Below are 13,503 nucleotides of genomic sequence, written 5' to 3' on the forward strand. Positions count from 1 at the left end.
CCACAACCCCCAACAAAGCCGACCAACAGCGCATGGCCCCAGCACCCAACAGAGCCACCTGACAGATCACGGCCGGAAGATCCCCCAAAACCACCTGAACGATCGTGGCCACAGCACCCAAGACAACCATCCGAATGATGCCGGCCCCAACACCCACCAGAGCCACGCGACAGATCTTGACCGAACCACCCAAGAGAGCCACGCGACAGACCGCAGCCCCAGCACCCACCAAACCCGAGCGACAGATCGCGGCCGCAGCAGCACCCAGCAGAGCCACACAACAGGCCGTGACCGAACCACCCAAGAGAGCCACGCGACAGACCGTGGCCGCAGCACCCTAGACAACCATCTGAATGATCGTGGCCACAGGACCTTAGACAACCATCCGAATGATCGTGGCCACAGGACCCTAGACAACCATCTGAATGATCGTGGCCACAGCACCCAAGATAACCATGTGAATGATGATGGCCACAGCCCCCAAAAGAGCCATCTAAAAGATCTTGGCCAAAAGACCCAACATAACCAACTGATAGATCTTGACCCGGCCACAAATACAACAATCGGCCAACACTCGGGGGGCGTGGGGGGCGGAGCCCCTCACACCGGGGGCCCGGGGGTCGCCCCCCGGTGTAAACGACGAGAAGGCCACGCGGAGCGAGCAAAGCTCGCGACCAGGCGTAGCCAACTTCGAGTGGGCGAGGAGGGATTTGAACCCTCACGTCCTTTCGGACACACGGACCTGAACCGTGCGCGTCTGCCGTTCCGCCACCCGCCCTTGTGGGTGCTGAGAAACAGTAGCACGCGAAAGCCGGTGCGGCAGAACCCGGATACGATCCCTCTAGACATGGAGGAAGGGAGGTACCCGGTGGGAGTCCTTCAGCGCTTCGAGCGAAGGCTCGAAGGTTTGGTTGAGGGGGCCTTTGCGCGGGCGTTCAAGTCTGACCTTCAGCCGGTCGAGGTCGCTAGTGCGGTGCAACGGGAGATGGACGAGCGAGCGGCGATCGTCGCTCAAGGCCGCACCCTTGTCCCGAACGACTTCGTGGTTGAGCTGTCTACCACTGACAGTGAGCGTCTTGAGGTCTACGCCGACAGCATCGGTCACGAGTTGGCCAACCTCGCCCGGGAATACGCGAAGGAGCAGGGTTACTCGTTTGTCGGGCCTGTCCGGGTGCGTTTCGAGACCGCCGATGATCTGGCTGTGGGCTTGTTCCGCATCCGTTCCGGTGTGATCAGGGGTGCGACGGTCGAGCAGGACGAGATTCGCCAGCCGGTGAGCGATATGCCGCAGGCGCGGCAGAGCGCGTTCACGGGCCGGCCGCGTTTGCTGGTGTCGACGCAGGACGATCCTCAGGGGCAGCGGTCGTTCGAGTTGACAACTCCGGTGACCTTGCTCGGACGTGGCACCGACTGCGATCTTCGCCTCGTCGACCCAGGTGTTTCCCGGCATCATGCCGAGCTGCGCGTGGAAGGCCCTACAGTCGCTCTTGTCGATCTTGGGTCGACAAACGGCACATTCGTCAACGGCCAGCCGATCCGCCGAGTTGAGCTCCAGAACGGCACTCGTGTGACGTTGGGGAGGACAACTCTGGTGTTCCGGCGCGATTAGAGGTAGACAAACGGTCCATGTCCGAGCTCACCCTGCTGCTGATCCGGCTCGCGTTCCTAGCGGTGCTGTGGTTCTTTGTGATTGCCGCGGTCGGTGTGATCCGGACAGACTTGTTCGGACCACGCACGGCCCCGGCTTCTCCGCGTAAAACACCCAAACCCGCGAAGCAGGCGGCCAAGCCCAAGAAGGGGGAACCACGTCAACTGATCGTTATCGCGGGTCCCCTTGAGGGGACCATCATCAACCTCACGGAGCAGCCAATCACCATCGGCCGGGCGACTGACGCCACGCTGGTCCTCAGTGACGACTACGCATCCAGCCGGCATGCCCGGCTCTTCCCCCAGGACGGTCAGTGGATCGTGGAAGATCTCGGCTCGACCAATGGCACATATCTCGACCGCTCGAAAGTGTCCCGCCCGACTCCGGTGCCGCTCGGTGTTCCGATCCGCATCGGCAAGACCGTCATTGAATTGCGCAAATGACCATCGCACTCCGCTATGCCGCCCGCTCGGACGTCGGCCTCCTCCGCGAGGGGAATGAGGACTCGGCGTATGCGAGCCCCCGCCTGCTTGCCGTCGCCGACGGCATGGGCGGGCATGCTCATGGTGAGGTGGCCAGCTCGGTCGCCATCGCCGCAATGGCCGCCTTGGAAGAAGACCCCCACCAAACCGACCTGGTCGGCGCGGTGGAGGGGGCGGTCCGTGACGCCAACCGCAGGCTCCACGAGATGGTTGGGCGAGATCCGAGCCTCAAAGGGATGGGCACGACCCTGACCGCGATGCTCTGGAAGGGCACGCAGCTCGCCCTCGTGCATGTCGGCGACTCGCGGGCCTACCTGTTGCGCCGGGGTGAGCTCTACCAGATCACTCACGATCACACGCTCGTGCAGTCGCTGGTGGACGACGGCCGCATCACTCCGGACGAGGCGGCGACCCATCCGCAGCGGTCGATCCTGCTGCGCGCCCTGGACGGCAGTGGTGAGGTGGACCCCGACCTCTCGCTGCGCGAGGCGCAGGTGGACGACCGCTATCTGCTGTGTTCGGACGGCCTGACCACCGTGGTGGGTCCTGAGACGCTGCACCAGACGCTGACCTCGATCGACGATCCCGAGGAAGTCGTCCGCGCGCTCATCGACCTCGCCAACCGAGGCGGCGGGCCCGACAACATCACCTGCGTGCTGGCCGACGTCGTCGACGTCGAAGAGGGCCACACGCCGCTAGGCCAGGCGACCTTCGTGGGAGCCGCGGGATCCAACCGGCTGGCTTCCCTGTCCACCGGGGGCGCAGGCACCGCCCCCGGTGGGGTGGCGGTGACCATGCCGCAGCCGGCGATCCTCGACGACGACGAACCCGGCCGGGGCGCTCAGGCGTCCCGGCGCGCCGGTCGAAGACGACGTCTGTGGCCGATGCTGACGGTGGTGCTGGGTGTCGGCGTCGCCGTAGCCGGAATCGGCGGTTTTTTCGTCTATCAGTGGACACAGGATCAATACTTCGTCGGCAGCCAGTCCGATGAAGTCGTCGTGTTTCGCGGGGTCAACACGGAGATCGGCCCGTTTCAGCTCTTCGACATCGCGCACTACACGGGCATCAAGGTGGGTTCGCTCGCGGCTTTTGAGCGGGGCCAGGTGCTCGACGGGATCTCGGTCCCGGACGTCGACGCGGGCAAGAAGAAGATAGACGAGCTCAGGGCCTCGGCCGGGCAGGCGTCCAGCGCCACCTCCGAGGGCCAGGAGCCCGAGCAGACCCCCGCACCACCGACGCCCAAGAGCAAGAGCTCGGCAAGCCCGACACCGTCCGTCAAGAGGTCTCAGTAGGTGAGTTCGGAAAGCGACGCCCCAGTCCTGATGCCCGCGAAGCGGCGCGTGGCCCATCTGGCCATGCTTGCCGGAGCCGTGGGTATCGTCATCCTCGCCTACGCGAACGTGGGCCTGGCCCTTGAGGGCAGTGTCCCCGCGGGCATGCTGACTTATGGCGCTGGACTTGGTGGTCTCGTCCTCATCGCCTACCTGGTGCTCGCCAAATGGGCGCCGTGGGCCGATCCGCTCATCCTGCCTCTGGTCACCCTGGTCAACGGCCTCGGCCTCGTGATGATCTACCGCATCGAGGAGGCCGGCGGCAACGACGCCTCGGCGGCGACCCAGCTCTTCTGGACCGCTGCGGGCATCGTCATGTTCTCGGGGACGCTGATCGCGCTGCGAGATCATCGCATGCTCCAGCGTCTCACCTATACCGCCGGCGCCCTGGGTCTCCTCCTGCTGATCGCACCGCTTCTGCCGTTCATCGGCCATGAGAACTTCGGTGCGCGCATCTGGATCAACATCGCCGGCTTTACCCTCCAGCCCGCCGAGTTCGCCAAGCTCGCCCTCGCGATCTTCTTCGCCGGCTATCTCGTGGCCAAGCGCGATGTGCTGGCCCTGGCCGGTAGACGCCTGCTCTTCATCGACCTACCGCGTGTGCGCGACCTCGGCCCGGTGCTCATCACGTGGGGGATCAGCGTCGGCATCCTGGTGCTGCAGCGCGACCTCGGCACCTCGCTGCTGATGTTCGGCCTCTTCGTGATGATGATCTACGTGGCGACGCAGCGCACCTCGTGGGTGCTGATCGGCCTGCTGCTGTTCGTCGGCGGGGCCGCCATCGCCGGCATGATCTTCAGTCACGTGGGCGACCGGTTCGACGTGTGGCTCGACGCGAGCAACCCCATCTACTACGACCGCACGTTCGGCGGCAGCGCGCAGCTCATGGGCGGTCTGTTCGGCATGGGCACCGGCGGCATCCTCGGCACCGGCCTCGGCCAGGGCCACCCCAACTCGATCCCGCTGTCGTTCTCCGACTTCATCTTCGCCGCCACCGGCGAGGAACTCGGTCTCACCGGCCTGATGGCCCTGCTGCTCGTCTACGGCCTTATCGTGCAGCGGGGGATGCGCACCGCGCTCGCGGCCCGCGATCCCTTCTCCAAGTTGCTCGCGGGTGGCCTGTCCTTCGTGCTGGCGTGGCAGGTGTTCATCATCGTCGGCGGTGTGACCCGGTTGATCCCGCTGACCGGTCTGGTGACCCCGTTCATGTCCCAGGGTGGTTCGGCCCTGCTCGCCAACTGGATCCTGATCGCGTTGCTCGTCAGGATGTCCGACTCGGCCCGCCGTCCACCGCCGCAAGCGATCCAGGACGAAGGACTCACACAGGTGTTCAGCCGATGAATGGCACTCTCAAACGCGCCGCGGTCGCCTGCATGCTGATGTTCGCCCTGCTCATGCTGAACGTGAACTACATCCAGGTCATCCAGGCCGAGGACCTCCGCACCGACTCGCGCAACAACCGCAACTTCTACGCGCGCTACGACGTCGAGCGGGGCCGGATCACCGCGGGCGACAAGGTGCTGGCCGAATCGGTCAGGAACAAGGGCTCACAGAGCCACCTCTTCGCCTTCACGCGCAGATATCCGGAGGCCGAGACCTACGCCCACGTGACCGGTTTCTTCGCCCCGGAGAACGAGACCGAGATCGAGCGGGCGCACAACACCCTGCTCAACGGCACCCACCCCGACCTTCTGATCCGCCGCGGCATCGACCTGCTGAACAGCCAGCAGTCCAAGGGCGCCAACGTCGACCTCACGATCATGCCCAAGGCGCAGGAGGCCGCCTACAAGGCGCTGGCCCAGAGCGGCAAGCGCGGCGCGGTGGTGGCGATGAACCCGAAGACCGGCGCGATTCTCGCCCTGGTGTCCCTGCCGTCCTACGATCCCAACAAGCTCTCCGAGCCGAACAAGGAGAACGTCAACAAGGCGTCCAAGGTCTACGAGAAGGACAAGGGCTCGCCGCTTCTCAACCGCGCGATCAACCAGTCCTACCCGCCGGGTTCGACCTTCAAGGTCGTCACCGCCGCCGCCTTCCTCGAAAAGGACGACAGCAGGGGTGCCCAGACCCAGGTCGAGGCGCCCACCCGCCTCGCCCTGCCGGGCACCAACATCAGCCTGCCCAACTCCGGCAACAGCGCCTGCGGCAGCGGCCAGGTGTCCCTCGTCTACGCACTTGAGGTCTCCTGCAACACCCCGTTCGGCAAGATCGGCCTGGATCTCGGGTACGACGCCATGAACGAGCAAATGCAGAAGTTCGGCGCGGGCGAGGAGTTGGAGATCCCCATGAAGGTGTCTGGAAGCAGCATCGGCAAGAAGGAGGACGACCCCGCGGCGATCGCCATGACCTCCATCGGCCAGCGCAGCACCACGATGACCCCGCTGCAGATGGCCATGGTGGCCGCGGGCATCGCCAACAACGGCGTCGTCATGAAGCCCTACCTTGTCAACGAGATCGCCGACAGCGAGGGCACCGAGATCGAGAAGGCCGACCCCGACGAGCTCTCCACGGCGGTCACCGAGGACACCGCGCGCAAGCTGCGCGAGATGATGGTCAGCGTGGTGAACAACGGCACCGCGCGGCTGGCCCAGATCCCAGGTGTGCAGGTCGGTGGTAAGACCGGCACCGCCGAGACCTCGGGCGGCCGGGCCCCGCACGCGTGGTTCATCTCCTTCGCGGGCGCCTCCGTCGACGAGCCCGAGGTGGCGGTCTCGGTCATCGTGGAGTCCGGCAGCGCCGGCACCGAGGCGTCCGGCGGTCAGACCGCGGCGCCGATCGCCAAGGCCGTCATGTCGGCGGTGCTTGGGCGATGACCCCCGAAGGCCAGTTGCTGGGCAACCGCTACCTGCTGCTGGACAGCATCGCGGCGGGCGGCATGGGCGAGGTGTGGCGGGCGAGGGATCAGCTGCTCGGCCGCGAGGTCGCGGTCAAACTGCTGCGCAGGCACATGGCGGCCGACCCGATGTTCAGGCACCGGTTCCGCACCGAGGCGCAGATCGCCGCCGGGCTCGCCGACCCCGGCATCGCCCAGGTCTTCGACTACGGCGAGGAGAACGGCGGAGCCTACCTGGTCATGGAGCTCGTCCACGGCGAGCCGCTGTCGGCGATCCTGGCCCGCAACGGCTCACTCAGCGTGCCTGTCGCGCTCGACGTGCTCGCCCAGACGGCCCACGCGCTTCAGGCCGCGCACAGCGCGGGGTTCATCCACCGCGACATCAAGCCGGGCAACCTCCTCGTCACGGAGGCCGGCCTGATCAAGATCACCGACTTCGGCATCGCCCGCGCCCTTGAGGCGGCGCCGGTGACGCAGACCGGCACGGTCGTCGGCACGGTGCAATATGTCAGCCCCGAGCAGGCGTCGGGGCTGACGCTGACCCCGTCGACCGACCTCTATTCGCTCGGCGTCGTGGCCTATGAGTGCCTGGCCGGGCGCGCGCCGTTCACCTCCGACAACCAGGTCGCTCTCGCGCTCCAGCACATCAACAACGCGCCGCCGCCGCTGCCGGCGGACGTGCCGCGTGAGGTGGCCGAGCTCGTGATGGCCTGCCTGGCCAAGGATCCGGAGCGGCGCCCCCGCTCGGCCCGCGAGTTGTCCGACCGGGCGCTGGCGCTGCGCGACTCGCCCGCCACCGGTGGCACGCACCTGCGCACCCTCACCGACCCCGCCGGGTGGCGCACGCAAACCGGTCCGGCGGCCGGGGTTCCGGGGCCTTTGCCGTACTCCCCGGAGCTGGTGGCGGGGCGCACCGGCGGTCTGCCGCCGGTGCCGGACGAGCCGGGCCTCTATCACCCGACGCAGTTCAGCGGTGTGCCCGAGCCGGGAACGCATTTAGGGCGCGCCCGGCAGAGACGTAAGCGAGCCCGCACCATGCTTGTGGCCGCCGGATGCGCGGCCGCGATGGGGCTCGGGGCGGTGGCGATCAGCACCATGGGGTCGCCGCCCATCGGCGAGGCCGAGCCGGCTCCGCCAAGTTCCTCGCCGACGGTCAAGAAGCCGCCGGCGAAGTCACGGACACCGGAGCCCAGAACCACCACGGTGCGCCCTAAGCCGACTCGGTCCACTCCCTCCCCGTCGGCTACGGTAAGCACGTCGGTTTCTCCGAGCCCGGAGCCGACACCGACACCGACCATGACCCCCACGCCGACCCCGACGATAAACACTCCTAGCCCGACGCCGAGCACGACACCAAGCATCACTCCGGATCCCGGAGACACCGACCCGCCAAAGGCGGAGACGTGATGTGGCAACGGGTCGATGATGGAAACCGACCGGCCGCCAACCTGTCGGCACCCAAGATGAACGGTAAGGGACTGTGCAGGAAATGACTCATCCTCGGCTCCTCGGCGGGCGCTACGAACTCGACGGTGTCGTCGGGCGCGGTGGCATGGCCGAGGTCTTTCGCGCGCGGGACATCCGTCTGGACAGGATCGTGGCCATCAAGACCCTCCGGTCCGACCTGGCGAGGGATCCCACCTTCCAGGCCCGGTTCAGGCGGGAGGCGCAGTCGGCCGCCTCACTCAACCATCCGTCGATCATCGCTGTCTACGACACCGGTGAAGGCGACATGGAAACCAACACCCCTGTGCCTTACATCGTCATGGAATTCGTCGATGGGCGCACCCTCCGCGACCTGCTCAGGGCCGACCGCAGACTGCTGCCCGAGCGGGCCTCCGAGCTGGTCGACGGCATCCTGCGCGCCCTCGACTACAGCCACAGGGGCGGCATCGTCCACCGCGACATCAAGCCCGCCAACGTGATGATCACGCGCGCCGGCGACGTCAAGGTGATGGACTTCGGCATCGCGCGGGCCATGGCCGGTCACGACGCCACGATGACGCAGACGGCGCAGGTCATCGGCACCGCGCAATATCTTTCGCCCGAGCAGGCGCGGGGCGAGCGGGTCGACGCGCGCAGCGACATCTACTCGACCGGCTGTGTGCTTTACGAGCTGCTGACCGGGCAACCGCCGTTCACGGGTGACTCGCCGGTGGCCATCGCCTACCAGCACGTGCGTGAGGAGCCCATCCCGCCGTCCCAGATCGACCCGGAGATCCCCGAGTGGGCCGACGCGGTCGTGCTCAAGGCCATGGCCAAGGATCCCGCGCATCGCTACCAGAGCGCCGGGGAGATGCGGCAGGACCTCCAGCGGGCGATGTCGGGCATGCCGGTCGACGCGCAGACCACCGCGATGGCCGTCAACCACAACGCGCACACCCGCACCATGCAGCAGCCCCCGCAGGGCTCCGGTCCGGCCACGCAGCTCGCCGGAGACATGCGCCCCTATGAATACGGGGAGGAGGGCGGCCGCGTCGGCCGCAGGCGCCGGGCCGACAGCGGCGGCAACAACACCGTCAAGACCGCAGCGTGGATCATCGTGCCGCTGCTGGTCATCGGGGCCTTCATCGGTGTCGGATTCATGCTCTTCAACAGCGGCGGCACCACCGAGTCCGCCACGGTCAAGATCCCGGCGCTGGCGACCGTCGAGCGCGCCGCCGCCGAGAAACGGCTGGCCAATCTCGGGCTCAAGGTCGAGGTCAAGCAGGAGTTCAGCGACGACGTCGAGAAGAACACCGTGATCAAGACCGAGCCCCCGGCCGACACCGAGGTGGACAAGGAGAGCACGGTCACGCTTTTCGTCTCCAAAGGCGTCGAGCAGGCCACCGTGCCCGACGTCGTCAACCGCACCCGCGAGGAGGCGATCGACCTGCTCGAGGCCGAGGGCCTTGAGGCGGTGGTGGTCCAGGAGCCGTCCTCCAAGCCGGAGAACACGGTCTTCAAGACCGACCCGGAGGCGGGCGAGAAGGTCGACAAGAAGAGCTCGGTCCGCATCTACATCCCGCAGGCCGCGATCGACCTGCCCGACGTGACGAGCCAGGAGGTCGGCGACGCCCAGCGCACGCTGCGAGGCGCCGGGTTCAAGGTCAAGGTCGTCAGGGAATACAGCGACAGCGTCACCGAGGGCCACGTCATCAGCCAGACCCCGCAGGGCGGCTCCAAGCAGCGCGGCGGCATCACGGTCACGCTGGTGGTCTCCAACGGCCCGCCCACCCCGCAGCCGCCCCCGGTCGAGGAGGAGCCTCCGCCGAGCGACACCCCGCCGACCCAGGACGTCCCTGAGGAGCCGACCGACCCCTTCCCGGACGAGGGTGACCCGGGCGCCGGCGACGGTGACCTCGGCTGACCTTTCGAGACTCGGGCCCCCTTCCTGCCGCGGGAAGGGGGCCCGCCTCGTTCCAGAGACTTAAGGCGTGTGATCCCGTGCGCCACGGGTGAGTGCCGGCGGCGCGCACACACGGGTGACCTGCCGTGATCGGCGGAAAACGAAAAGAGGGCCTCCGCCGCTCGGGGGCAACGGCGGAGGCCCTCACTCGGATATTCGTTTGGAACGTCCCCGGTGTTACACGGTTTTTCGAAGCCAATTACCAAGAATTTTGTGACCGTGCTCCGACAGCACCGACTCGGGGTGGAACTGCACTCCCTCCAGCCTCACCGACCTATGACGGAGCCCCATGATCACGCCGTCGGGCGTGGTGGCGCTGACCTCCAGCTCGGCCGGCACGGTGCCGGAGACGACCGCCAGCGAGTGGTAGCGCGTCATGGTCACCGGTGTGGGCACGCCGGTGAACACCCCCTTGCCGTCGTGCACCACCGGGCTGGTGCGGCCGTGCATCAGCTCCGGCGCGCGGGCGACGGTGGCACCGTAGGCAACCGCGATCGCCTGGTGCCCCAGGCAGACGCCCAGCAGGGGCAAATCGCGCTCGGCGCAGTGGCGCACGAGCGTCAGGCTGACGCCGGACGCCTCGGGAGTGCCCGGCCCGGGGCTGATGAGCACCCCGTCGAACGCGTCCGCGTCGTCCACCGAGACGTCGTCGCGGGACCGCACCACGCAGTCGGCGCCGAGTTCGCGGAGATATTGCACGATGTTGTGGACAAAGCTGTCGTGGTTGTCCACCACCAGGACACGGCTCAAGGGCCTACCGTCACTCGATCAAGGGGCACTCTCGGCTCCAGCCAGGGAAACACGACAAACCAGAGTACGGCTCCCGCCACGATGACCAGCCCGGCGGCCCCGAGCACCTTCATCCTGGTATCGCCCGGCAGGCGCCGCCAGATCCATGCATACATGCAGTCCTCCCCCGGCCCGGTCAGGTGGTGCGCCGGTTCTCGCGACCGGCGAGGGTGCCGAAGACGATCAGCCGTTCCCTGGCGGAAAACTTCGGATGGCAGGTCAACAGTGTGATCAACGCCTCGCTGGGCCGCACTCCCGGCCTGCCGGGCACGGGGGCCATGACCTCGACCTGGCGGGGGGTCACGACCTTGCTGCCGGTGACGAGATAGACATAACGGGCCTCCCGGGCCTCGATGACGACCTCGTCCCCGGGCTCCAGTTCGTCGAGGCGGTTGAACGGCGCCGCATAGGTCGTACGGTGCCCGGAGAGAACGAAGTTTCCCACCTCACCGGGCAGAGCCGACCCGGGGTAGTGCCCCGGCCCCTTCTTCAAGTGCTCAAACTCGACGCCCTCCACGATGGCGTATTCGTAGTCGCGGCCGAGCCGTGGAATCCGCACCAGCGCCAGCGCACGGCCTAAGGCGATTTTGTCGATCTTGCCGCGCTCGCGGTCCTCCATCAGCTGCACTTGGAGGAGCCGCTGCTGCCGCATCGTGTAGGAACCGGTGCCCCAGAGCAGATAGGCGCAGAACAGCATCATGATCAGGCCGACGGTGATGCTCAGCTCGCCGAACCCACGCAGCAGCACCCTCACATCGCCAGGGTATTGAAGTGATCACCGTACGCTCATAGGGCGCGACGGGATGGCCCAGCCTTTGCTGATTCTTGACTTCAATGAGGTACGGCTTGCGCCCGCAAACACGGGATCGCCATGTTCCCCGTCGCCGACTATCCTTACTGGGTCTTCGCCTATCAGCGAATACGCTAACTGAAAGTGCCTGTGCGCGATCCGGATGGCACAGGCCCGCCTCAGGAGTGTCCAGTGCCCGAGTCCAAGACCCGCAAGAAGGCGGTTTACACCCCGCCGCAAAAGACCCAGGAGACCAAGGTCAGCCCCCGCTGGCTCGCACCGACGATGGTCACGGCCTGGATCATCGGCATCCTGTGGATCGCCGTTTACTACATCGCACCGGATCTTCCCGGCATCAGCGACCTGGCCAACTGGAACCTCTTGGTGGGCTTCGTCTTCATCATCTTCGGCGTCGTGCTCTCCACCAGGTGGCGCTGACCGCTCGTTCGTTTGAAGCACGCGTTTGCAGCACGGTGGGCGGATCGGCACGCCTTCCGGCGGGCCGGTGTGATCGGCCACGCCGGGCGGTCACTCGGGCCGGTTCGGCGCACACCTGTAGCGGACAAGCCTGTAGCGGACGAGTCGCACAAGGTCGGCCAGCACGAGGTCAGCTAGCACAGGGCGGCTAACGACTCACCGTTTTCCACAGTTTTTTCCACAACCTGTGGATCACGGTTTGCACACAGCCTCGCCCGGTGCCCAGCAGGCCTTAGAGCACCGGTCCGGTGAGCATCGCCGTACGCACAACCACCAAGCCGACGAGCACGACCAGCGCGCCCCCGAGAGCGACGGCGTGCACCGCCGCGCGGGTGTTCTTGGGGGCGTAGGCCAGGGCCACCGCCACCAGGCCGCCGGTGATCAGCCCGCCGATGTGCGCGGTCCAGCTGATGTTGGCGCCCGGCCAGAAAGTGATCACCAGGTTGAGCACCAAAAGCACAAGGATGGGCCGCACATCCAGGTTGAGCCGCCGGCTGACGATGAAGAACGCCCCGAACAATCCGAAGATCGCTCCCGAGGCGCCCGCGCTCAGCACGTTGGCCGCGTCGAACCAGAGACTCATCACCGAGCCGCCGAAGGCGCTCAGCAGATAGAGCCCGGCGAACCTGAGATGACCGAACGCCTGTTCGAGGTAGGGGCCGAGGGTGAACAACGCCCACATGTTCAGGGCGATGTGCAGGAAGCCCCAGTGCAGGAACGCCGACGTGATCATGCGGTAGAACTGATCGGCCCCGGCGACCATGGCGACGTTCATCCCGAAGTCGTAGACGACCCGGTCGCCGATGAGCGTCTGCGCCGCGAAGGCCACCAGGTTGAGGCCGAGGATCCCCCAGGTCACCAGGGGCTTGGCGACCACACCTCCGCCGAACACCGTGCGCGCCTGCCGTACGGTGCGGTTGCCCTCCTGCACGCACTCCACACACTGGTGGCCGACTGAGGCGTCACGCATACAATCAGGACATATAGGCCGGTCACACCGCTGGCAGCGAACATATGTCTCCCGGCCGGGGTGCCGGTAACACGTCGGGACCGTCTCGGCACCGGGCTGGACCGGTGGCGTTGGTGGCTGTGTGCTCATCGCATCCTCGTCCGGTTGTCCACAGGCCCCCAGCCTATTCGGGAAAACCAGTGTTGGCCCCGCCGTACCCCGAGGCGGATTCCCCGGGGATACGGCAGAAGCCGGGCGCTCAACCGCGGTTGATCGTCACGCTCTCCAGCACGACGTCCTTGGCGGGACGGTCGTTGCGGCCGGTCTCGGTCTTGGCGATCGCGTCGACCACCTCGGTGCCCTCGATCACCTCGCCGAAGATCGTGTGACGGCCGTTGAGGTGCGGGGTCGGGACGACCGTGATGAAGAACTGCGAGCCGTTCGTGCCACGCCCGAACTGGATGCCGGCGTTGGCCATCGCGAGCAGGTAGGGGCGGTTGAAGTAGAGGTCCGGGTGGATCTCGTCGTCGAACTTGTACCCAGGGCCGCCGACGCCCTGCCCCAGGGGGTCGCCGCCCTGGATCATGAAACCGCTGATGACGCGGTGGAAGATCGTGCCGTCGTAGAGCTTGGTGTCGACCTGCTCTTGCCCGGTTTCGGGATGCACCCACTTGCGGGTGCCCTCGGCGAGTTCCACGAAGTTGCGCACAGTCTTGGGCGCGTGATCGGGGAAGAGCCGGACCTTGATCGTTCCATGGTTGGTCTGCAGTGTTGCGGTCAGGTTCTCAGCCACGGGTGGCCGCCCCCTTCTATGTATGT

General features: G+C 66.7%; 13 protein-coding genes and 1 tRNA gene. 8 read left to right on the top strand and 6 right to left on the bottom strand.

Annotated features, from left to right (window positions below; translation table 11 throughout):
* Positions 1–695: 695 nt before the first annotated feature.
* A tRNA-Leu gene (locus Ssi02_RS29580) sits at positions 696–778 on the bottom strand.
* 90 nt (positions 779–868) lie between these two features.
* Between Ssi02_RS29580 and Ssi02_RS29585 the strand changes: the two genes are divergently transcribed.
* The 7 genes from Ssi02_RS29585 to pknB all read left to right on the top strand — a co-directional run bounded on the left by Ssi02_RS29585 (position 869) and on the right by pknB (position 9,640).
* Complete coding sequence (locus tag Ssi02_RS29585) at positions 869–1,609, top strand: FHA domain-containing protein (RefSeq protein ID WP_204030874.1); 741 nt, start codon at positions 869–871, stop codon at positions 1,607–1,609.
* 17 nt (positions 1,610–1,626) lie between these two features.
* Positions 1,627–2,091, top strand: a complete 465-nt coding sequence (locus tag Ssi02_RS29590; RefSeq protein ID WP_204030875.1) for an FHA domain-containing protein FhaB/FipA — start codon at positions 1,627–1,629, stop codon at positions 2,089–2,091.
* Positions 2,088–3,422, top strand: a complete 1,335-nt coding sequence (locus tag Ssi02_RS29595) for a Stp1/IreP family PP2C-type Ser/Thr phosphatase (RefSeq protein ID WP_204030876.1) — start codon at positions 2,088–2,090, stop codon at positions 3,420–3,422. The genes Ssi02_RS29590 and Ssi02_RS29595 overlap by 4 nt, the downstream gene beginning before the upstream one ends.
* 30 nt (positions 3,423–3,452) lie before the next feature.
* The gene (locus tag Ssi02_RS29600) at positions 3,453–4,802 is read left to right on the top strand and encodes an FtsW/RodA/SpoVE family cell cycle protein (RefSeq protein WP_204030914.1); all 1,350 of its coding nucleotides are present in this window, start codon (positions 3,453–3,455) and stop codon (positions 4,800–4,802) included.
* Positions 4,799–6,271, top strand: a complete 1,473-nt coding sequence (locus Ssi02_RS29605; protein WP_204030877.1) for a peptidoglycan D,D-transpeptidase FtsI family protein — start codon at positions 4,799–4,801, stop codon at positions 6,269–6,271. The genes Ssi02_RS29600 and Ssi02_RS29605 overlap by 4 nt, the downstream gene beginning before the upstream one ends.
* Positions 6,268–7,698: a serine/threonine-protein kinase gene (locus tag Ssi02_RS29610; protein WP_204030878.1), complete on the top strand. Its 1,431-nt coding sequence runs from the start codon at positions 6,268–6,270 to the stop codon at positions 7,696–7,698. The genes Ssi02_RS29605 and Ssi02_RS29610 overlap by 4 nt, the downstream gene beginning before the upstream one ends.
* 82 nt (positions 7,699–7,780) lie before the next feature.
* Positions 7,781–9,640 carry a Stk1 family PASTA domain-containing Ser/Thr kinase gene (gene pknB, locus Ssi02_RS29615; RefSeq protein ID WP_204030879.1) on the top strand — a complete coding sequence of 620 codons (1,860 nt, stop codon included), beginning with the start codon at positions 7,781–7,783 and terminating at the stop codon, positions 9,638–9,640.
* 216 nt (positions 9,641–9,856) lie between these two features.
* Here pknB and Ssi02_RS29620 read toward each other — a convergent pair whose 3' ends face one another.
* The 3 genes from Ssi02_RS29620 to Ssi02_RS29630 are packed head-to-tail and all read right to left on the bottom strand — an operon-like array spanning position 9,857 to position 11,216.
* Positions 9,857–10,429 carry an anthranilate synthase component II gene (locus tag Ssi02_RS29620; RefSeq protein ID WP_204030880.1) on the bottom strand — a complete coding sequence of 191 codons (573 nt, stop codon included), beginning with the start codon at positions 10,427–10,429 and terminating at the stop codon, positions 9,857–9,859.
* The gene (locus tag Ssi02_RS29625; protein WP_204030881.1) at positions 10,426–10,584 is read right to left on the bottom strand and encodes an LPXTG cell wall anchor domain-containing protein; all 159 of its coding nucleotides are present in this window, start codon (positions 10,582–10,584) and stop codon (positions 10,426–10,428) included. Before Ssi02_RS29625 ends, Ssi02_RS29620 begins: the two co-directional genes overlap by 4 nt.
* A 20-nt stretch (positions 10,585–10,604) precedes the next feature.
* On the bottom strand, positions 10,605–11,216 hold the full coding sequence (locus Ssi02_RS29630) for a class E sortase (protein ID WP_204030882.1): 612 nt from the start codon (positions 11,214–11,216) through the stop codon (positions 10,605–10,607).
* Positions 11,217–11,450: 234 nt separating this feature from the next.
* Here Ssi02_RS29630 and Ssi02_RS29635 point away from each other — a divergent pair, with 234 nt between their 5' ends.
* The gene (locus Ssi02_RS29635; protein WP_204030883.1) at positions 11,451–11,696 is read left to right on the top strand and encodes a cell division protein CrgA; all 246 of its coding nucleotides are present in this window, start codon (positions 11,451–11,453) and stop codon (positions 11,694–11,696) included.
* 271 nt (positions 11,697–11,967) lie between these two features.
* On the opposite strand, the gene Ssi02_RS29640 is transcribed toward Ssi02_RS29635, so the two are convergent.
* Both Ssi02_RS29640 and Ssi02_RS29645 read right to left on the bottom strand, forming a co-directional pair.
* Positions 11,968–12,705, bottom strand: a complete 738-nt coding sequence (locus Ssi02_RS29640) for a rhomboid family intramembrane serine protease (protein WP_307825824.1) — start codon at positions 12,703–12,705, stop codon at positions 11,968–11,970.
* 238 nt (positions 12,706–12,943) lie between these two features.
* Entirely contained in the window at positions 12,944–13,477 is a 534-nt protein-coding gene (locus tag Ssi02_RS29645; RefSeq protein WP_275410758.1) for a peptidylprolyl isomerase, read from the bottom strand.
* Between the last annotated feature and the right edge of the window lie 26 nt (positions 13,478–13,503).

This window comes from Sinosporangium siamense (genome assembly GCF_016863435.1).
Classification (GTDB): Bacteria; Actinomycetota; Actinomycetes; order Streptosporangiales; family Streptosporangiaceae; genus Sinosporangium; species Sinosporangium siamense.

Bases quoted from the DNA above. Each gene is read 5' to 3' on its own strand.
- Ssi02_RS29590 (WP_204030875.1), top strand. From the start codon at position 1,627: ATGTCCGAGCTCACCCTGCTGCTGATCCGGCTCGCGTTCCTAGCGGTG.
- Ssi02_RS29595 (WP_204030876.1), top strand. From the start codon at position 2,088: ATGACCATCGCACTCCGCTATGCCGCCCGCTCGGACGTCGGCCTCCTC.
- Ssi02_RS29605 (WP_204030877.1), top strand. From the start codon at position 4,799: ATGAATGGCACTCTCAAACGCGCCGCGGTCGCCTGCATGCTGATGTTC.
- Ssi02_RS29600 (WP_204030914.1), top strand. From the start codon at position 3,453: ATGCCCGCGAAGCGGCGCGTGGCCCATCTGGCCATGCTTGCCGGAGCC.
- Ssi02_RS29640 (WP_307825824.1), bottom strand. From the start codon at position 12,705: ATGCGTGACGCCTCAGTCGGCCACCAGTGTGTGGAGTGCGTGCAGGAG.
- Ssi02_RS29625 (WP_204030881.1), bottom strand. From the start codon at position 10,584: ATGTATGCATGGATCTGGCGGCGCCTGCCGGGCGATACCAGGATGAAG.
- Ssi02_RS29610 (WP_204030878.1), top strand. From the start codon at position 6,268: ATGACCCCCGAAGGCCAGTTGCTGGGCAACCGCTACCTGCTGCTGGAC.
- pknB (WP_204030879.1), top strand. From the start codon at position 7,781: ATGACTCATCCTCGGCTCCTCGGCGGGCGCTACGAACTCGACGGTGTC.